The organism is Amycolatopsis orientalis, from assembly GCF_000943515.2.
Taxonomy (GTDB): Bacteria; Actinomycetota; Actinomycetes; order Mycobacteriales; family Pseudonocardiaceae; genus Amycolatopsis; species Amycolatopsis orientalis.
This window is the reverse complement of sequence record NZ_CP016174.1, coordinates 3,396,777-3,415,359: the sequence shown is the minus strand read 5'-3', so window position 1 is coordinate 3,415,359 and position 18,583 is coordinate 3,396,777. Positions and strand designations below refer to the sequence as shown.

The window sequence follows — 18,583 nt, the reverse complement described above, 5'->3', positions numbered from 1 at the left end:
CCTCTGGATGCGCGGACAGCCCTACGCATCCAGAGGACTGAACGCGTAGGGCTGAGCACGTCACTGGCCCGGGCGGCACCGTCCTGAAGGCCCCCTGCCTGGGCCCAGACCTCGCGTGGGTCGTGAGTGGCAAGTGCCGTTAGAACGACACTTGCCACTCACGACCCACGCGACCCACCCGGAACGGGCGGCTTCAGCCATCGTGTCCGTCTTACGTCACTGGCCCGGGCGGCTGAACTCTTCGATCAGCACCGGGTACTGCTCCCCGCCGTGCCCGGCGGCGATCGCGCGATCGGCCATCGCCTTCAGCAGCTTCGGCAGTTCGGCGTTGACGCCGAGCGCCTCGCTCTCCTCGACCAGATGCGCCATCGCCCGCGCGTCGGTCTCCAAGGCCGACACCTCCGCGGGGAACGCGCCCGCGTCGACCTGCTCGGCGTACCCGGGCAGCCAGCCGGCGACGCCGACGGCGATCTGTTGCGCGAAGGGCGCGTACGTCGCGGCGTCGATGCCCGCCGTCTTGAGCATCGCGGTGCCCTGGAGCCACGCGTTCAGAATGCTCCACATCATGGCCAGACCGGCGACGTCGTAGAGGGAAGCCAGCCCCGGATCCTCGCCGAGATGGCTGATCGTGCCGAGCGCGCCGATCTCGAAGTCCGGCCGCGGCCCGCTGAGCAGGATCACCGCCTCGTCGGTCCCGATCGCCGACGGGACGGCCATGATCGCGCCGTCCAAGTACCGGGCACCCTGTTTTTCGGCCCAGGTGGCCGTTTCCCGGGCCTGGGCGGAGTCACCCGAGGTCAGGTTGAGCAGGGTGGTGCCCGCCAGCTCGGCGCCGCCGAGCAGTTCGCGGACAGCCGGATAGTCGGTGAGGCACAGGATCGTCACACCGCCCGAACCGAGCGCGTCGCCGATCGTGGGCGCGAGCCGGGCGCCGTCGGCCACGAGCGCGTCCGCTTTGGCGGCGGTCCGGTTCCACACGGTCGTGGGATGCCCGGCCGTCAGGAACGCGCGGGCGAGCGCGGTGCCCATGAGACCGAGGCCGATGATCGATACCGGGGTTTTCGCGTCGTCTGTCATGGCACGATCGTCAACGTTGATACCGGTATGAAGGTCAAGTGGGGAAAACGATGAAGATCGGTGAACTGAGTCACCGGACGGGCGTCAACGCCCATCAGTTGCGCTACTACGAGGCCCAAGGTCTCCTGGAGGCGGACCGCGCCACGAACGGCTACCGCGAGTACGACGAGAGCGCCTTGCTGCGGGTCAAGCAGATCCGCCACCTGCTCGCCGCCGGCCTGTCGTCCGAGGACATCGCGTACCTCCTGCCCTGCGCGATCGGCGAGGAGCCCGAACTGATCGGCTGTCCCGAACTGCTGGCCGCGATGCGAGAGCGCCTCGGACGCCTGGACGAGCAGATGGCCAAGCTGGCGCGTTCGCGTGACGCGCTGGCCGAATACATCGTCGTGGCCGAGCGTGTCGGCGGCGAAAGCTATCCGCCGTTCGACGGTGCTGCCGCATGAGCGACGCACAGGAAGCGATCCGGCTCAGGGAGCACGGCACCGACGAGGCCCGCCTGCGGCTGATCGAACTGACGGAACAGCACCCGCGGGACGCCGTGATCGCCTACCAGACGGCGTGGGCACACGATTCTGCCGGCCTGGAGGCCGAAGCCGCCCCCTTCTACGAAAGGGCACTGACGGGCGAAGGGTTGTCCATAGAGGACAGACACGGCGTGTTCCTCGGACTCGGCAGCACGTATCGCGTACTCGGCCGCTACGACGAAGCGCTCAAAACCCTGCGCCGTGGCCTGGACGAGTTCCCGGACGACGCGGCACTGAGGACGTTCCTCGCGATGGCGCTCTACAACGTCGGCGAAGCACGCGAGGCCGCGGGAACGCTGCTGAAGGTGCTCGCCGCGACCAGCGCCGACGCCGGGGTCCAGCGGTACCGGCGGGCGGTCGAGTACTACGCCGACCACCTGGACGACGTCGAATGAAGCCTTATTGACATCTTGTCAACACACTCGGGTTGGCTTACCTTCACGTCATGAGCGCGTACGCCGAAATCACCTACGAGGTCGCCGATCGCGTCGCGACGGTCACGCTCGACCGGCCAGAAGCCCGCAACGGCTACACCATCCGCATGGCCGACGAACTCGGCGACGCGATGGACCGGGCCGACCGCGACGAAGACGTCCGGGTGGTGATCCTGACCGGCAACGGCAAGGACTTCTCGGTGGGCGCCGACCTCTCCCAGGGCGGTTTCGACTTCGACCCGGAGACCGGCCCGGACGCGGCCTGGCAGGAGCCGGCGGGACGCTGCTCGAAGCGGATCTTCACGATGAACAAACCGGTGATCGCGGCCCTGCGGGGCGCGGCCGTCGGCGGCGGCATCACGATCACGCTGTCGTGCGACTACCGGCTGGCGTCCACCGATTCCCGGTTCGGGTTCGTGTTCGTCCGCCGCGGGATCTACCCCGAAGGCGCGTCCGCGTGGTTCCTGCCCCGGCTGGTCGGGATGGGCACGGCACTCGATTGGATGATCAGCGGCCGGGTCTTCGGCGCCGAGGAGGCGAAGAGCGCCGGACTGGTCCACAGTGTTCACGAGCCGGGGGAAGTACTCGGCAAGGCCCGCGAACTGGCTCACGAGATAGCCACGAGCACGGCACCCGTGTCGGTCGCGGTGACCCGCCAGCTGCTGTACCGGATGGCGAGCGCCGCGTCGCCGTTCCCCGTGCACGAACTGGACTCACGGCTGATCGGCGGCCTGGGCGCCAGCCCGGACGCCGTCGAGGGGGGCATGTCCTTCCTTCAGAAACGACCACCGGAGTTCTCCATGCGTGTCGACACCGACCAGCCCGCCTACCTGCCGTGGCGGAACGCGTGACCGCCTATCCCCCGGAACCGTGGAACCTGGCGGGCCAGGCGTACCTGTCGGTCTGGCGTGTCCCGGTGAGCGAACTTCCCGACCTGCCCGACGGTGCGGAGCCGGTCGTGGTCGGCGGCCGCGCCCAGGTCTTCACGGCCTGGATCGACTACCAGGAGCCCGGTCAGCTCCAGTACCACGAGCTACTGGCGACGGTGGCCGTCCGCGGCACACGTCTCTCCAGTTCCATCACCGACATCTGGGTCGACAGCGAGGTCTCGCTCGCCGGCGGGCGCGCGCTGTGGGGCATCCCGAAGGACCTCGCCGCGCTCGACTTCACCCACGGACGGACCTTCACCGCCTCGGCGGCCACTCACGAGGACTGGATCGCGACGGCCGCCTTCACCGCCCGCCCGAGCCTTCCGGTGAAGCTGCCCGCCGCCTTCGACGTCGTCCAGATGCTGGACGGCCGTCTCAAACGCAGCCCCGTCCGTGCGACGGCGCGGCCGCGTCCGGCGGCCGCCGACTGGAAGATCAACGAGGCCGGTCCACTCGGCTTCCTGGCCGGTCAGCGGCCCGTCCTGAGCGCCGGCCTGCGTGATTTCACGATCGTTTTCGGCGGCTGACCAGCCGCTGAGCGTGATCGTCTAACCCGGCAGGGTGAGCCAGCGACACGCCACCCATTGGGGCACGTGCAGCCTCCGACCCCTACATGTAGTCTCTGGGAACCGACATCGCCCAGCGACGGGGAGACCGCTCGGGAGCGGTTGTCGGACAGCTTGGTGAACCCGCAGCGCACGGCCTCGTGAGGCCTTGTGGTGCTTCAACGCGCCCTTTTCAAGAGACACAGTTTTTCGAGAGACACAGTTGGAGTGACGCATGTCAGTGGAAACCGGTCAGCGGCCGCCTTCGTCTTCGGACACGACGCCCGCGACCGTGCGAGTCATCCGGCGGGACGGCAGCGTGTCCCCCTTCGACGCGAACAAGATCTCGGTCGCCGTGACCAAGGCCTTCCTCGCCGTCGAGGGCGGTGACGCGGCCGCTTCGTCGCGGATCCACCACCTGGTCAAGGAACTGACCGAGCAGATCGAGACCACCCTGCTCCGCCACGCCGGTCCGGAGACCGCGCTGCACATCGAGCAGATCCAGGACATCGTCGAACTCGCGCTGATGCGCGGCGAGCACCACAAGGTCGCCCGCGCCTACGTCCTGTACCGCGATGAGCGGGCGAAGGCCCGCGAGGCCGAGAAGCCCGCCTCCTCCGACGTCGCCATCAGCGTCAAGGCGGCCGACGGCACGCTCCGCCCGCTCGACTGGGCCCGCGTCTCGCACGTGGTCGGCGAGGCCGTCGCCGGTCTCGAGGACGTCTCGGCCGAGCCGGTGCTGGCCGAGGCCAAGCGCAACCTCTACGACGGCATCAGCGCCGACGAACTCGCCCTCGCCCAGATCATGGCCGCGCGCGTGCTCGTCGAGCAGGAGCCGAACTACTCCTACGTCAGCGCCCGGCTGCTGGCGGACAAGCTCCGCGGCGAGGCGCTCAGCTACCTCGCGGGCGTTCCGCAGCAGGCCAGCCAGGACGAGATGACCGCGCGGTACCCGCAGTACTTCCGGGACTACCTCAAGCGCGCCATCGAGCTGGAGCTGGTCAACCCCGAGCTGCAGACCTTCGATCTGGACAAGATCACCTCGGCCATCCGCGCCGAACGTGACCTCGACTTCGGCTTCCTCGGCCTGCAGACGCTGTACGACCGGTACTTCCAGCACCACAACGGCATCCGTTTCGAGCTGCCGCAGGCGTTCTTCATGCGCGTCGCGATGGGGCTGGCGATCCGCGAGGACAACCGCGAAGACCGCGCCATCGAGTTCTACGAACTGCTGTCGTCGTTCCACTTCATGGCGTCCACCCCGACGCTGTTCAACTCGGGCACCACCCGCCCGCAGCTGTCGTCCTGCTTCCTGACCACCGTGGACGACGACCTGGACTCGATCTTCCAGGCGTACAAGAACAACGCGCTGCTGGCGAAGTACTCGGGCGGGCTCGGCAACGACTGGACCCCGGTCCGCGGCCTCGGCGCGCACATCAAGGGCACCAACGGCCAGTCGCAGGGCGTCGTGCCGTTCCTCAAGATCGCCAACGACACCGCCGTCGCGGTGAACCAGGGAGGCAAGCGCAAGGGCGCGGCCTGCGCGTACCTCGAGACCTGGCACGTGGACATCGAGGAATTCCTCGACCTGCGCAAGAACACCGGTGACGACCGTCGTCGTACGCACGACATGAACACCGCGAACTGGGTGCCGGACGAGTTCCTCCGCCGCGTCGAGGCCGACGCGCAGTGGACCCTGTTCTCGCCGAACGAGACCCCGGATCTGCACGACCTCTACGGCACCGCCTTCGCCGAGCGCTACCGCGAGTACGAGGCCGCCGCCGAACGCGGCGAGATGAAGGTGTTCCGCAAGGTCCGTGCGGTCGACCTGTGGCGCCGCATGCTGACCATGCTGTTCGAGACCGGCCACCCGTGGATCACCTTCAAGGACCCGTGCAACCTGCGTTCGCCGCAGCAGCACGTGGGTGTCGTGCACTCGTCCAACCTGTGCACCGAAATCACCCTGAACACCACCACCGACGAGGTCGCGGTCTGCAACCTCGGTTCGGTGAACCTGCTCAAGCACGTCACCCCCGAGGGCCTCGACACGAAGCGCCTCGAGAAGACCGTGCGCACCGCGGTCCGCATGCTCGACAACGTGATCGACATCAACTTCTACACGATCCCGGAGGCGCGCCGCTCCAACCTGCGCCACCGCCCGATCGGGCTGGGCCTGATGGGCTTCCAGGACGCGCTGTTCGAGATCGGCGTGCCGCTGTCCTCGGACGAGGCCGTCCAGTTCGCGGACACCAGCATGGAGCACATCAGCTACTACGCGATCTCGGCTTCGACCGACCTCGCCGAGGAGCGCGGCCAGTACCAGACGTTCGAGGGTTCCTTGTGGAGCAAGGGAATCCTGCCGATCGACTCGCTGCAGCTGTTGATCGACGCCCGGCAGGGCGACGCGCTCGACGTCGACACCTCGTCCACTTTGGACTGGGCGCCGCTGCGTGAGCGGGTCAAGACCGTCGGCATGCGCAACTCCAACGTGATGGCGATCGCGCCGACCGCGACGATCTCCAACATCTGCGGGGTCGGGCAGTCGATCGAGCCGCTGTTCCAGAACCTGTTCGTCAAGTCGAACATGTCCGGCGACTTCACCGTGGTGAACCCGCACCTGGTCCGCTCGCTCAAGGAGCGCGGGCTGTGGGACGAGGTCATGGTGTCGGACCTGAAGTACTTCGACGGCAGCCTCGGCCAGATCGACCGCGTGCCCGACGACCTGAAGGCGCTGTACGCCACCGCTTTCGAGATCGAGTCGAAGTGGCTGGTGGACGCCGGTTCGCGGCGCCAGAAGTGGATCGACCAGGCGCAGTCGCTGAACCTGTACATCGCGGCGCCCAGCGGCCGCAAGCTCGACGAGCTGTACCGCTACGCCTGGCACAAGGGCCTCAAGACCACGTACTACCTGCGGGCGCGGTCCGCGACGCACGTGGAGAAGAGCACCCTGCGCGGTACCGACGGCAAGCTGAACGCGGTCTCGGCCACCCCGGCCCCGGCCACACCTTCGGCACCCAAGCCCGCCGCCGCTCCGGCGCCCGCCGCTCCGTCGGCTTCCGCCGCGGTCTCGCCGTCGCCCGCCGCCGCGGTCCCGGCCGTGCCGGTGACCGCTCCGGCACCGGCCGCCAAGCCGGAGCCCAAGGAGATGCCGAAGGTCTCGGACGTCGACTTCGTCGCCACCGACGGCGCGGCCTGCCGCATCGACGACCCCGACTGCGAAGCCTGCCAGTGACCGCCCGGTCGTGAATGGCGATTCGTGTTCTAACCCGAATCGCCACTCACGACCCACCCGACCACCTCGTGAAGTGAGCCTTGATGACCACCTTTGACGCTTCCGCCGACGCCACCGGCCTCGGCGAGATCGAAGTCGGCGCCGCCCGGATCAACGTCGACGACAAGCGGATGATCAACGCCCGCGCCGACGTCAACCAGCTGCTCCCGATGAAGTACACCTGGGCCTGGGAGAAGTACCTCGCCGGCTGCAACAACCACTGGATGCCGACCGAGGTCGCCATGCAGGCCGACATCGCGCTGTGGAAGTCGCCCGACGGCCTCACCGAGGACGAGCGCACCATGCTCAAGCGCAACCTCGGCTTCTTCGCCACCGCGGAATCGCTGGTGGCCAACAACATCGTGCTCGCGGTGTACCGCCAGATCACCAACCCCGAATGCCGCCAGTACCTGCTGCGCCAGGCCTTCGAGGAGGCCGTGCACACGCACACCTTCCAGTACATCTGCGAAAGCCTCGGCCTGGTCGAGGGCGAGCTGTTCAACATGTACCGCGAGGTCCCGTCCATCTCGGACAAGGACGCGTGGGCGCTGAAGTACACGCAGAACCTGGAGAACCCGGACTTCGAGACCGGCACCCCCGAGGCCGACCAGAACTTCCTGCGGGACCTGGTCGCGTTCTACGTGATCTTCGAAGGCATGTGGTTCTACACCGGCTTCGCGCAGATCCTCTCGCTCGGCCGCCGGAACAAGATGATCGGTATCGCCGAGCAGTACCAGTACATCCTGCGCGACGAGTCGATCCACCTGAACTTCGGCATCGACTGCATCAACCAGATCAAGATCGAGAACCCGCACCTGTGGACCGAGGAGTTCCAGGCGGAGATCCGGACGATGCTGACCGAGGCGTGCGAGCTCGAGGTCGCCTACGCCCGCGACACCATGCCGCGCGGCATGCTCGGGCTCTCGGCCGAGCTGATCGAGCAGTACATGCACTTCATCACCGACCGGCGGGCGCAGCAGATCGGCCTCGCGCCGATCTTCGGCGAGACGGAGAACCCGTTCCCGTGGATGTCGGAGGCGATGGACCTCAAGAAGGAGAAGAACTTCTTCGAGACCCGCGTCATCGAGTACCAGTCCGGTGGCGCCCTCGACTGGGACTGATCACCTGAGCTGACGAGAAGGCCCGCCCCGCGCACTCGCACGGGGCGGGCCTTTTCGTGTCCGCCTGCGAGGCTGAAGGCCGGGCCGTGAAGGACTCCTTGAGGGACTCAGAGTTCCTCAAAGTTCCCCTCACTCGCCCCGGGCGGCCGTCACGAGCCTCAGCAGCAGCACCAGTCACAACGGCTGCGCGTGAAGGCCCCCTTCCCTCGGCTGAGCCGAGGGAAGGGGGCCTTCACGCGCAGCCAGTACATGCCGCAGCCCACCCCTCACCGGCAGCCTCCAGCCGGGAAGTCCGTGTTCGCCACCGCGGCCGTCCGGTTCATCACATGTCCAGCGGAGGGGTAGCGGGCCTGAGTACGCTCCACAGTGCTACTGGTTCGCCCGGCCTCCCAGGCCGGTCGAGGTAACAGGGAACCCGGTGGGAATCCGGGACTGCCCCGCAGCGGTATGTGGGAACGAAAGCCGTCACCGTGCGAGACACGGTAAAGCACTGGGTCATGGCGACCCGGGAAGCGACGGCCGGTAGGAGCGAGCGTTTCGCCCACGAGTCCGAAGACCTGCCCGTGGTACGCGCGCCGACGGCGTGCGTGAGTCCGGGCCTCGTGGGATGGGCGCGACCGAACAGCGGTCACTCCTGCGCGCGCTCCGGGCTCTGACGACAAGCTCGCGAGGAGAGAGCTGTGACCGAAATCGGCACCACTGTGCTGGGCTACCCCCGGATCGGACCGGACCGGGAACTCAAACGCGCACTCGAACGCTACTGGGCGGGCAAGATCGACGAGGCCGCGCTCCTGGAGACCGGCCGTGCGCTGCGCACGCGGACCTGGCGGGACCTCAAGGACGCCGGACTGGATTCCGTCCCCTCCAACACCTTCTCCCACTACGACCAGGTGCTCGACACCGCCGAGCTGTTCGGCGCGCTGCCGGAACGCTTCACCGACCTCGGCCTCTCGCCGCTCGATACCTACTTCGCCGCCGCGCGCGGGGTGCAGGACGCCCCGGCGCTGGAGATGACGAAGTGGTTCGACACCAACTATCACTACATCGTCCCCGAACTCGGACCTGACACGAAGTTCGTCCTCAGCGGCACCAAGCCGCTCGACGAGTACCGCGAGTCCCGCGCGATCGGCGTCGAGACACGGCCGGTGCTGGTGGGGCCGGTGACCTTCCTGCTGCTCGCCAAGGCCGCCGAGAGCGCCCCGGAGGGCTTTCGCCCGCTGGAGCTGCTCGACAATCTCGTCGACGGCTACATCGAGCTGCTGCGGCGCCTGCACGACGAAGGCGTCGAGTGGGTTCAGTTCGACGAACCCGCCTTCGCGGCCGATCGCACCGAGCAGGAACTCAACGCCCTCATCCGCGCCTATCACCGGCTCGCGAAGGCGACGGCGCGGCCGAAGATCCTGGTCGCGGGCTATTTCGGCGGCCTCGGCCGTGGGCTGGGCGTGCTCGCCCGCTCCCCGATCGACGCGATCGCCGTCGACCTCGTCACCGACGAGTCCTTTGTGGACGCTATCGCGGCCGAACCCGCCTTGCGCGACAAGGAGGTCCTGGCCGGGGTCGTGGACGGGCGCAACGTCTGGCGCACCGACCCCGCCCGCGCGCTCAGCCGGGCGGCGACACTGCTCGGCACCGCGAAATCGGTCAGCGTCTCGACGTCGTGCTCGCTGCTGCACGTGCCTTACGACGTCGAACGCGAGACCGGGCTCCATCCGCGTCTGAAGAGCTGGCTCGCCTTCGCGAAGCAGAAGGTCGACGAGGTCGTCCTGCTCGGCCGGGCGCTGAAGGAGGAGGGCGTCGACCTTTCCGCCGCCCGTGCCGCCGCCGCGGACCGGGCCACGGCGGCCGACCTGGCCGACGCCGGGGTGCGCGCCCGGCTGGAGGCACTGCGGCCCGAGGACACCGTCCGCTCCCCCTACCCGCGGCGGGCGGCCGCCCAGCAGGCCGCGCTGGAGCTGCCGCCGCTGCCGAGTACGACGATCGGCTCGTTCCCGCAGACCATCGAGGTCCGCAAGGCACGCGCGGCGCACAAGGCGGGTTCGCTGGACGACGCGGGTTACGAGGCCGCGATGAAGGCGGAGATCGAGCGGGTCGTCCGGCTGCAGGAGTACCTCGGCCTGGACGTGCTGGTGCACGGCGAACCCGAGCGCAACGACATGGTGCAGTACTTCGCCGAGCGGCTGGCCGGGTTCGCCGCCACCGACTTCGGCTGGGTGCAGTCCTACGGTTCCCGCTGTGTCCGGCCGCCGATCCTGTACGGCGACGTCTCGCGGCCCGAACCGATGACCGTCGCTTGGGCGCGCTATGCGCAGAGCCTGACCGCGAAGCCGGTCAAGGGGATGCTGACGGGGCCGGTGACGATCCTGGCGTGGTCGTTCGTCCGCGACGACCAGCCGCTGGGCGAGACCGCCCGCCAGGTCGCGCTGGCCATCCGCGACGAGGTGCACGATCTGCAGGAAGCCGGGATCCGCGTGATCCAGGTGGATGAGCCGGCGCTGCGGGAACTGCTCCCCCTGCGGGCCGCGGCGCACGAGGCGTACTTCGCCTGGGCGGTCTCGTCGTTCCGGCTCGCGACGTCCGGGATCGACGACGCGACGCAGATCCACACGCATATGTGCTATTCGGAGTTCGGCGACGTGGTGAAGGCGATCGACGCGCTCGACGCCGACGTCACCAGCATCGAGGCCGCCCGGTCGAAGATGGAGGTCGTCACCGATCTCGGCGCGGCGGGCTTCGGTCGCGGTGTCGGGCCGGGCGTGTACGACATCCACTCGCCGCGCGTTCCCGCTGTCGACGAGGTCGGCGGGCTGCTGCGGACCGCCGTCGGCGCCGTGCCCGCCGAGCGGATCTGGGTCAACCCGGACTGCGGGCTGAAGACCCGCGGCTACGCCGAGGTCGAGCCCGCCCTGCGGAACCTGGTCGAGGCGGCCCGCCTGGTCCGCTCCGAACTGGCCTGACCTTCCGTGCCTGACGTTCCGTGAAGGCCTCCTTGTGGGACCCAGAGTCCCTCAAGGAGGCCTTCACGGACTTCCTTCGAGGTATTGTCAGGACGTCAATAAGGATGCGATGGTGGGGCGGCAGCCGATCTCAGCGGGGAGATGGTCACCATGGCGAACACGGTCGAAAGGGTCACCGGGGCGCTGCGCGAGCGGGTTCCGCCGCTCACCTCGATCCCCTTGCCACGTTCGGTCGACGAGCGCTGGCTCGGCGCGACCTGGCCGGTCCGCGAACTCGCGCCCGCCCCGCCGGGCCTCAAGCCGGTCCTCGGCGACGAAGGCCCGCCCGTCATCGGGCACGCACTGGACTTCATGCGGTTCGGCATCGAATTCGGCCTCAAACGCCACGAAACCTACGGCCCGGTGTCGTGGATGGGCGCGTTCGGCCGCCGCATCGTCGCCCTCTCCGGCCCGGAGGCCACCCAGATCGCGTTGGTGAACAAGGACAAGGCCTTCTCCCAGGAGGGCTGGAAGTTCTTCATCGAGCAGTTCTTCGACCGCGGCCTGATGCTGCTCGACTTCGGCGAGCACCACCTGCACCGCCGGATCATGCAGGCGGCGTTCACCCGGCAACGGCTCACCGGCTACGTCGACCAGATGGGACCGGCGCTGCGCGAGGGCGTCGCGGCCTGGGCGGACAAGCCGAACCCGCGGATCTACTGGTCCCTCAAGCAACTCACGCTCGACGTCGCGACGCGCGTGTTCATGGGCATGCGGTCCGGCGACGACTCGGCCGCGATCAACCGCGCGTTCGTGAACTCCGTGCGCGCGGGCACGGCCATCGTGCGCTTCCCCGTGCCCGGCGGCCGCTGGGCGGCGGGTCTGCACGGCCGCAAGGTACTCGAACGCTACTTTTCGGCGAACCTGCCCGCGAAACGGCGAAGCGACGGCGACGACCTCTTCACCGCGTTGTGCCACGCCACCACCGAAGACGGTGACCGCTTCACCGACGCCGACGTCGTCAACCACATGATCTTCCTGATGATGGCCGCGCACGACACCTCGACCATCACCAGCGCCGCCGCGGTCTACCACCTCGCCAAGAACCCGGACTGGCAGGAACGCGCGCGCCAGGAGTCCCTCGCGCTCGGCGACGACGTGCCGGACATCGAGGCGCTGGAGACCCTGACGACGCTGGACCTGGTCATCAAGGAATCCCTGCGCCTGGTCGCCCCGGTACCTTCGCTGGCGAGGAAAACCGTGAAGGACACCGAAGTCCTCGGGCATTTCATTCCCGAAGGGACACTGGTCGGGGTCTCCCCCACCGTCAACCATTTCTCACCGGAGCACTGGACCGACCCGATGCGCTTCGATCCGGACCGCTTCGGCGAGGAACGCCGCGAGGACAAGTCGCACCGCTACGCGTGGATGCCGTTCGGCGGCGGCGCGCACAAGTGCATCGGCCTGCATTTCGGCACGTTCGAGGTGAAGGCGCTGCTGCACGAGATGCTGCGGGCGTATCGCTGGTCGGTCCCCGGGGACTACACCGCCCGCTGGGACTACGTCTCGCTGCCCGTTCCCGCGGACGGCCTGCCGATCCGGCTCGCGCCGCGCTGAATCCCGGCGAACGGGACAACACGAACGAGTACTCTTGGTAACTTCCGGTCACCACTCGTGTAGTAGTCATCACCCTTTCAGCCGGTAGACACCCCGGATCGCGCGTGATGCCGTGGCACTATTCCCGGTCGGCTCATACCTAGTGTGGGTCCCTGAGCCCGGACACCCTGTCTGAGCTGGCCATTAACCGCGCATGAAGAGGTGAAGTGTGCCTGAGCCTGGTGCCACGCCAGGGTTGGTGGACGTCGCTCGGAGATGGGCCGCGACGCTCGCTGACACTAAAGGAGTATCGCTTCCCCAAGAGCAACTCGAACAGCTCCTGCTCGGCGTCGCCCAGGACGCCGTGCGGAGCGAGCCTGACCACCAGGCCGCCGTCTTGCGCTTCACCAAGCTCTATTCCGCCTCCCCCGTCGGGATCGCGCTCGCCGACGCCGACGGCGAGATCGTCGAGGCCAACGAGGCGCTCGGCAAGCTGCTCGGCTGCTCTCCCACCTCCCTGCGCGGGCGGGCCATTCCCGACCTCGGGTCCGCCGACCACGACGTCGCCCGGCTGCGGAACGGGCTGTCCCAGCTCAGGGAACTCGGACGGCAGACCCAGCAGGAGCGCCTGCTGCTCAAGCACAGCGAGGAAGGCACCCTGTGGGTCGACGTGACCCTGACCGACCTCCCCGGTGACCGGCCCGGCTCGTCCTATCCGGTGCTGATGGTCGCCGACGCCAACGAGATCCACCTGCTGCAGGAACGACTGCGGCACCAGAACGTGCACGACCCGCTGACCGGCCTGCCGAACGCCACCGCGTTCGGCAACGCGCTCGAAACCGCGCTGGCCGGTTCCGGCGGCGATCAGGTCGCGCTCGTCTATCTCGACGTCGACGGCTTCAAGGTGATCAACGACGGGCTCGGCGCCGGTGTCGGCGACCAGGTGCTGCGCGGCGTCGCGAACAAGCTCAAGAGCGTGTTCACCGGCAGGCACGGCGGTTCCGTCGCACGGCTGTCCGGTGACGGGTTCGCCATCCTGCTGCGCGGCGAGTTCTCGCCGACCCAGGTGATCGGCCTGGTCGAGCAGGCGCTGGAGGAACTGGCCGAGCCCATCTACGTCGGCGGGCACGGCATCGGGGTCAGCGCGAGCGCCGGCATCGTCGTCCGGCCGGTCGCCGAAAGCAGGCAGGAAGACCTGCTCCGGGCCGCGGAGATCGCCCTGCACCGGGCCAAGGAGGCGGGCAAGGCGCAGTGGATGCTGTTCGATCCCGAACTCGACGCGCGCGACCGCGGCCGCTACCAGCTCGGCGCCGTCATCGCGGGCGCGCTCGAGAACGGCGAGTTCTCGCTGATCTACCAGCCGACGGTGAAACTCGCGAACCCGGATCAGCTGGCCGCGGTCAACGCCGGGCTGCGGTGGAACCATCCGGAGAAGGGCGAACTGGACTCCGACGAGTTCTATCCCCTGGCGCAGATCACCGGGATGACCATCCCGCTCGGCCGGTGGCTGCTGGCCGAATCGCTCGCCGCCACCGCGCGCTGGCGGAACCGGTTCGGCGACGCCGCCCCGGACGTCTGCGTACGGCTGCCGAACCGGCTGGCGATCGACCCCGATCTGGTCCTGCTGGTGAAGGAACAGCTCGACCGCCACAACCTGCCCGCGCAGGCACTGCGGCTCTGCACGGACCGCGAATCCGTCCTCGACCCGCGATGCGGCGAGGTGCTGGACTCCTTCGCCGTGCTGGCCGATCTGGGCGCCCAGCTGGTGCTGACCATCTCCGGTTCGGCCGATCTGGAACTCATCCCGCAGCACCGGCTGCCGGTCCGCCACGTGATCCTCTCCGGCGCGGTGGTCGACGCGCTGGCCGACCGTGAGGACGAGGCCGACGTACGGCACCTGTGCCAGCTGGTCGCGCGTGCCAAGGAACTGAAGCTGCGCATCGGCGCGGAAGGCGTCCGCAGTCACGAACAGGCCGAGCGGCTGCGACGATACGGCGTACTCGCCGCACGCGGCCCGTTCGTCGCCGACTCCGCGACCGGGGACGAGGTCGACGAGCTCATCGAACGGCACGCCCACTGACGTGACAGGATCCGTCCATGGACCAAGGTGACATCGCCCCGGACTTCACGCTGCCCGACGACAAGGGCGAGGAGCGCACGCTGTCGGACTTCCTCTCGTCCGGCCCCGTCGTGCTGTTCTTCTCCCCCGCCGCGATGACCAGCGGCTGCACCGCGGAAAGCTGCCACTTCCGCGACCTCGCCGCGGAATTCGCCGAAGTCGGCGCACACCGCGTCGGGATCAGCCCGGACGCCGTCGCCAAACAGCAGGAGTTCTCGGCCAAGCACGGCTTCGACTACCCGCTGCTGTCCGATGTGGACGGTGTGGTGGCCAGGCAGTTCGGCGTCTGGCGGAAGTTCAGCCCGCTGCACGCCAAACGGCACACGTTCGTCATCGACACCGACCGCAAGGTGCTCGAAGTGATCAAGAGCGAACTGAAGTTCACTGTGCACGCGGACAAGGCGCTGGCGGCCTTGCGTGAGCGCAAGACCGCTGAGGGTTAAGGCAAAGGCGTCAGGTCCGTGAAGGCCTCCTTCCCTACTCTCAAGGTAGGGAAGGAGGCCTTCACGGACCTTCTTGGTCTGCGGAGTTCGCCGCCATCCTTAAGGACGCTTGAGCCGCCAGATCCGGTTGACGCCCGTGCAGGCGGGGGCGAGCGGCGGTTCGACGGTCTCGGCGCCGGTCATCGTGAACCCCAGCCGCGCGGGCACGGCGCCGCTCGCGACGTTCTTCTCGTCGTGCCGGATCAGCACCTCCGCCGCGCCAAGGCGGAAGGCCTCGGCGATCAGCAACCGGGCGGCCCTCGTCGCGACGCCCCGGCCGGTGTGGTGGCGGCTCAGCCAGTAGCCGATCTCGATCCCGTCCGGCTGGACGATCATGCCCGTGCCGCCGGCGACCTCACCTCCGGCGACGATCGCGAAATCGTAGGTCTTGCCCTCGGCCCAGTTCCGCGCGGTGGTTTCGAGGAACTCGGCGGCCTCCTCGGTGCCGTAGCCGTTCGAGGCCCAGATCAGCCAGGCGCCGATGTGCGCGGCGGAATCCCCCGCGACGGCGGCCAACGTGTCGAGCTGCTCGGGCGCCCAGCGGCGCAGGACGATGACGTCGTCGGTGAGGGTCTCGGCTGGCGCTTCCATCGCCTCATGGTGACCTAGAGCATCGAGGAACGCCTCCGTTTTTCGCGCGCGGCGGGTGGTGGGTTCCGGGGGTCGTGAGTGCTAAGTGTCGTTAGAACGTCACTTACCACTCACGACCCCCGGAACCCAAGACGACCCGCGCGCGCAATGAAGGGCCCTTTCCTCTCATCGCACGCGGCGAAGGGCGCTTTCCTCACATGCGATGCGGGGAAAGCGCCCTTCAGCCCCGAGGCACGACCAAGCTGAAAGTCGCGAGTGTCTTTTACCCTTCCACAAGGCTGAAGGGCCTTGATCCGGAGCAGCCCCTCAGGACCCGCGACACACGTCGAGTGTGGAGGATTCGGGACGTTCAACGTCCCCAATCCTCCACCCTCGCCGACCCCACTGGAAGATCAGGTGAGGATCGCGCTGTCCGGGATGTCCGTGTCGTTCTTCAGCGCGTCGAACAGCAGCTTCGACTTCGTCTTGTCCCAGTTCTCCGCCGACCCGTTGGTCACCGGCACCGTCGTGGTGACCACACCGCCCGACGAGATCCCGCGCATGGCCAGCGCCAGCCCCACCAGGTTGTGCACGTGGTCGCCGGAATCCATCGTCAGCGCGTCGGGCGCGGTCGACAGCAGCGGGAACAGCGAGAACGGGTTCAGCAGCGTGCCGGGGCTGCCGATCTCGCTGACCAGCGCGCCGATGAACTTCCGCTGGTTGGCGACGCGGTCGAGGTCCGATCGCGGGGTGGCCGCGCTGTGCCGCATGCGGACGAAGCCGAGTGCCTGCGGGCCCTGGAGCTCCTGGCAGCCCGGCGCGATCTTGATCCCGGTGAGGGTGTCCTCCATCGGCTTCTCGACGCACATGTGGACCCCGCCGATGGCGTCGACGATCTTGGCGAACCCGCCGAAGCCGATCTCGGCGTAGTGGTCGATGCGCAGGCCGGTGGCGCCTTCGACGGTCTGCGCGAGCAGCGTCGGGCCGCCGATCGAGAACGCGGCGTTGATCTTGTTCGTACCGTGGCCGGGGATCTTCACCTGGGAGTCACGCGGCAGGCTCAGCAGCGTCGGCTTGGTGCTGTTGTCCGGGATGTGCGCGACCATGATGGTGTCGGTCCGCCTGCCACCGCCGGCGGCCTTGCTGTCGCCGGTGACCAGTTTCTCCTGCTCCTCCGGCGTCAGCCCGTCCCGGCTGTCGGAGCCCACGATCAGCCAGTTGGTGCCCTCGGCCGCGGCGGGGCGGCCGGCGTAGTCGGCCAGCGCGTCGACGCGGTTGATGGAGAACTCCAGGTACACCCAGACGCCGGCCAGGAACAGCACGAACACGGTCAGCAACGTGAGCAGCACCCGGCCGAAGCCCCAGCGACGACGACGACGCGGTGGGCGCGCCTCGCCGCCCGGACGGCCGGGAGGGGGCTGCGGCGGCCCTGAACGGCGCGGTGGCGGGCCACCGGGGCGCTCCCCGCCCCTGTGGCCCATCGGCGCCGTCCGTTCGTCGTACGGGCTGCTCCCCCGGCCCGGCAGCGGCATCATCTGCGCGGGCTGGTGCTGCCGGGGGCGGCCGGACGGCGGCCGTTGTGGCGGCATCCGTCGCCCTCGGTCGTCGCCTCCATACGTCATGCCGAATCACCCGTCCCGATTTCGCGTGTGGGGCCCAGTCAACCGCAGACCCTAGGTGAAAGACGTCCGGCACCCCGCATCGGTTGGGTGGCGTTCACCGCCCGTTGTCGGCGAATCCGAACTGGTGGACCTTCAGATACCCCGAACGGAACCCCGCTTCGGAGTACGCCAGGTAGAACTCCCACATCCGTTTGAACACGTCGTCGAAACCGAGTTCGGTGATTTCGTCCCACCGCTGGGTGAACTTCTCCCGCCACAGTCGCAATGTGCGGGCGTAGTCCTGGCCGAACTCGCGCACCCCCTGCAGTTTCAGCCGGGTGTGCTCCAGCATGCCCTGTTCGACCGAGGTGGTCGACGGGATGAGCCCGCCGGGGAAGATGTACTTGTGCATCCAGGTGTACGAACGGGCCGCGGCGCGCATGCGTTCGTGGTCCATGGTGATGGCCTGGAGCCCGAACCGGCCGCCCGGCTTCAGCCGCTTTCCGATGGTCTCGAAGAACGTGGGCCAGTAGGACTCGCCGACGGCCTCGATCATCTCGACGCTGACCACGGCGTCGTACTCGCCGGTGGAGTCGCGGTAGTCGCAGAGCCGGACGTCGACCCGGTCGGCGAAACCCGCCGCCGCGATCCGTTCGGTCGCCAGCGCGGCCTGTTCCCGGGAAATGGTCAGTGACGTGACCCGTGCCCCGCGCGCGGCCGCCCGGATCGAGAGTTCACCCCATCCGGTCCCGATTTCGAGCACCGTACTGCCCTCGCGGACCCCGGCGTAGTCGAGGACGCTGTCGATCTTGCGGTGCTGCGCGGTGGTGAGGTCGTCGCCCGGGCCGAACAACGCCGACGAGTACATCATCGACGGGTCCAGGAAGGCGCCGAACAGCTCGTTGGAGAGGTCGTAGTGGCGATGGATGTTCGCCCGCGACCCCTCGATGGTGTTCTCCTCCTCCGCGGGGTGGCCGCGATCGACGAACCGGCGGAACCGTTGCAGCAGTGGCGGGATGAGCGTCGCCATCCGCTCCGCGAACGGGGTCAGCACTTCGGCGAGCGCGTCGCTCGTCCAGTCGCCGACCATGTAGGCCTCGCCGAAGCCGATCTTCGCGTCCACGCCGAGGCGGTGGAAGAAGGCGGCGGGGCGGTTGAGCCGCATCTCGGGCGCGTCCGGACCGCCCGCGCCGAGATGTGAGCCGTCGGGCATGCGCACGCGGACGTTCAGCGGACGGATCGCCTGCCGGAACAACTGCTCGGCGATCCGCGCCCGTAACGGGGAATGCGGTGGCGTGGCCAATCCCGGCCACCGGGTCTCGTCGGGGACGGGCAGGCCGGACGGACCCGCCGCCCGATCGACGCTCGAGGTGGACATAGG

At 68.4% G+C, this 18,583-nt stretch carries 14 protein-coding genes and 1 riboswitch; of the genes, 10 read left to right on the top strand and 4 right to left on the bottom strand.

Features of this window, described 5'->3' with window-relative positions:
• Positions 1-216 precede the first annotated feature (216 nt).
• On the bottom strand, positions 217-1,077 hold the full coding sequence (locus SD37_RS15320) for an NAD(P)-dependent oxidoreductase (RefSeq protein ID WP_044850307.1): 861 nt from the start codon (positions 1,075-1,077) through the stop codon (positions 217-219).
• Positions 1,078-1,127: 50 nt separating this feature from the next.
• Between SD37_RS15320 and SD37_RS15315 the strand changes: the two genes are divergently transcribed.
• From SD37_RS15315 to SD37_RS15270, 10 genes are all read left to right on the top strand, one after another.
• Complete coding sequence (locus SD37_RS15315) at positions 1,128-1,520, top strand: MerR family transcriptional regulator (protein ID WP_044850308.1); 393 nt, start codon at positions 1,128-1,130, stop codon at positions 1,518-1,520.
• On the top strand, positions 1,517-1,996 hold the full coding sequence (locus SD37_RS15310; RefSeq protein ID WP_044850309.1) for a tetratricopeptide repeat protein: 480 nt from the start codon (positions 1,517-1,519) through the stop codon (positions 1,994-1,996). The genes SD37_RS15315 and SD37_RS15310 overlap by 4 nt, the downstream gene beginning before the upstream one ends.
• A 50-nt stretch (positions 1,997-2,046) precedes the next feature.
• On the top strand, positions 2,047-2,886 hold the full coding sequence (locus tag SD37_RS15305) for an enoyl-CoA hydratase-related protein (protein ID WP_065913092.1): 840 nt from the start codon (positions 2,047-2,049) through the stop codon (positions 2,884-2,886).
• Positions 2,883-3,491, top strand: a complete 609-nt coding sequence (locus tag SD37_RS15300) for an acetoacetate decarboxylase family protein (RefSeq protein WP_044850525.1) — start codon at positions 2,883-2,885, stop codon at positions 3,489-3,491. The genes SD37_RS15305 and SD37_RS15300 overlap by 4 nt, the downstream gene beginning before the upstream one ends.
• Positions 3,492-3,744: 253 nt before the next feature.
• On the top strand, positions 3,745-6,741 hold the full coding sequence (locus SD37_RS15295; protein WP_044850311.1) for a ribonucleoside-diphosphate reductase subunit alpha: 2,997 nt from the start codon (positions 3,745-3,747) through the stop codon (positions 6,739-6,741).
• An 83-nt stretch (positions 6,742-6,824) separates the two neighbouring features.
• The gene (locus tag SD37_RS15290) at positions 6,825-7,901 is read left to right on the top strand and encodes a ribonucleotide-diphosphate reductase subunit beta (protein ID WP_037344090.1); all 1,077 of its coding nucleotides are present in this window, start codon (positions 6,825-6,827) and stop codon (positions 7,899-7,901) included.
• Positions 7,902-8,257: 356 nt separating this feature from the next.
• Positions 8,258-8,480, top strand: a riboswitch (cobalamin riboswitch).
• Positions 8,481-8,581: 101 nt separating this feature from the next.
• Entirely contained in the window at positions 8,582-10,855 is a 2,274-nt protein-coding gene (gene metE / locus SD37_RS15285) for a 5-methyltetrahydropteroyltriglutamate--homocysteine S-methyltransferase (protein WP_044850312.1), read from the top strand.
• A 141-nt stretch (positions 10,856-10,996) separates the two neighbouring features.
• Positions 10,997-12,451, top strand: a complete 1,455-nt coding sequence (locus tag SD37_RS15280) for a cytochrome P450 (RefSeq protein ID WP_044850313.1) — start codon at positions 10,997-10,999, stop codon at positions 12,449-12,451.
• 208 nt (positions 12,452-12,659) lie between these two features.
• Positions 12,660-14,510: a putative bifunctional diguanylate cyclase/phosphodiesterase gene (locus SD37_RS15275; protein ID WP_236725373.1), complete on the top strand. Its 1,851-nt coding sequence runs from the start codon at positions 12,660-12,662 to the stop codon at positions 14,508-14,510.
• Between the two features lie 17 nt (positions 14,511-14,527).
• Positions 14,528-14,992 (top strand): peroxiredoxin, encoded by a 465-nt coding sequence (locus tag SD37_RS15270; protein WP_065912840.1) that lies wholly within the window; start codon positions 14,528-14,530, stop codon positions 14,990-14,992.
• Positions 14,993-15,091: 99 nt separating this feature from the next.
• Here SD37_RS15270 and SD37_RS15265 read toward each other — a convergent pair whose 3' ends face one another.
• From SD37_RS15265 to SD37_RS15255, 3 genes are all read right to left on the bottom strand, one after another.
• Positions 15,092-15,622 carry a GNAT family N-acetyltransferase gene (locus SD37_RS15265; RefSeq protein WP_044850315.1) on the bottom strand — a complete coding sequence of 177 codons (531 nt, stop codon included), beginning with the start codon at positions 15,620-15,622 and terminating at the stop codon, positions 15,092-15,094.
• 392 nt (positions 15,623-16,014) lie between these two features.
• A complete protein-coding gene (locus SD37_RS15260) occupies positions 16,015-17,190 on the bottom strand; it encodes an LCP family protein (RefSeq protein WP_236725372.1) in 1,176 nt (391 codons plus the stop codon).
• Positions 17,191-17,317: 127 nt separating this feature from the next.
• Positions 17,318-18,580 (bottom strand): SAM-dependent methyltransferase, encoded by a 1,263-nt coding sequence (locus tag SD37_RS15255; RefSeq protein WP_044850317.1) that lies wholly within the window; start codon positions 18,578-18,580, stop codon positions 17,318-17,320.
• Positions 18,581-18,583 lie beyond the last annotated feature (3 nt).

Coding starts and splice junctions, on each gene's coding strand:
- SD37_RS15320 (WP_044850307.1), bottom strand. CDS start 1,077: ATGACAGACGACGCGAAAACCCCGGTATCGATCATCGGCCTCGGTCTC.
- SD37_RS15315 (WP_044850308.1), top strand. CDS start 1,128: ATGAAGATCGGTGAACTGAGTCACCGGACGGGCGTCAACGCCCATCAG.
- SD37_RS15310 (WP_044850309.1), top strand. CDS start 1,517: ATGAGCGACGCACAGGAAGCGATCCGGCTCAGGGAGCACGGCACCGAC.
- SD37_RS15305 (WP_065913092.1), top strand. CDS start 2,047: ATGAGCGCGTACGCCGAAATCACCTACGAGGTCGCCGATCGCGTCGCG.
- SD37_RS15295 (WP_044850311.1), top strand. CDS start 3,745: ATGTCAGTGGAAACCGGTCAGCGGCCGCCTTCGTCTTCGGACACGACG.
- SD37_RS15290 (WP_037344090.1), top strand. CDS start 6,825: ATGACCACCTTTGACGCTTCCGCCGACGCCACCGGCCTCGGCGAGATC.
- SD37_RS15280 (WP_044850313.1), top strand. CDS start 10,997: ATGGTCACCATGGCGAACACGGTCGAAAGGGTCACCGGGGCGCTGCGC.
- SD37_RS15270 (WP_065912840.1), top strand. CDS start 14,528: ATGGACCAAGGTGACATCGCCCCGGACTTCACGCTGCCCGACGACAAG.
- SD37_RS15265 (WP_044850315.1), bottom strand. CDS start 15,622: ATGGAAGCGCCAGCCGAGACCCTCACCGACGACGTCATCGTCCTGCGC.
- SD37_RS15260 (WP_236725372.1), bottom strand. CDS start 17,190: ATGCCGCCACAACGGCCGCCGTCCGGCCGCCCCCGGCAGCACCAGCCC.
- SD37_RS15255 (WP_044850317.1), bottom strand. CDS start 18,580: ATGTCCACCTCGAGCGTCGATCGGGCGGCGGGTCCGTCCGGCCTGCCC.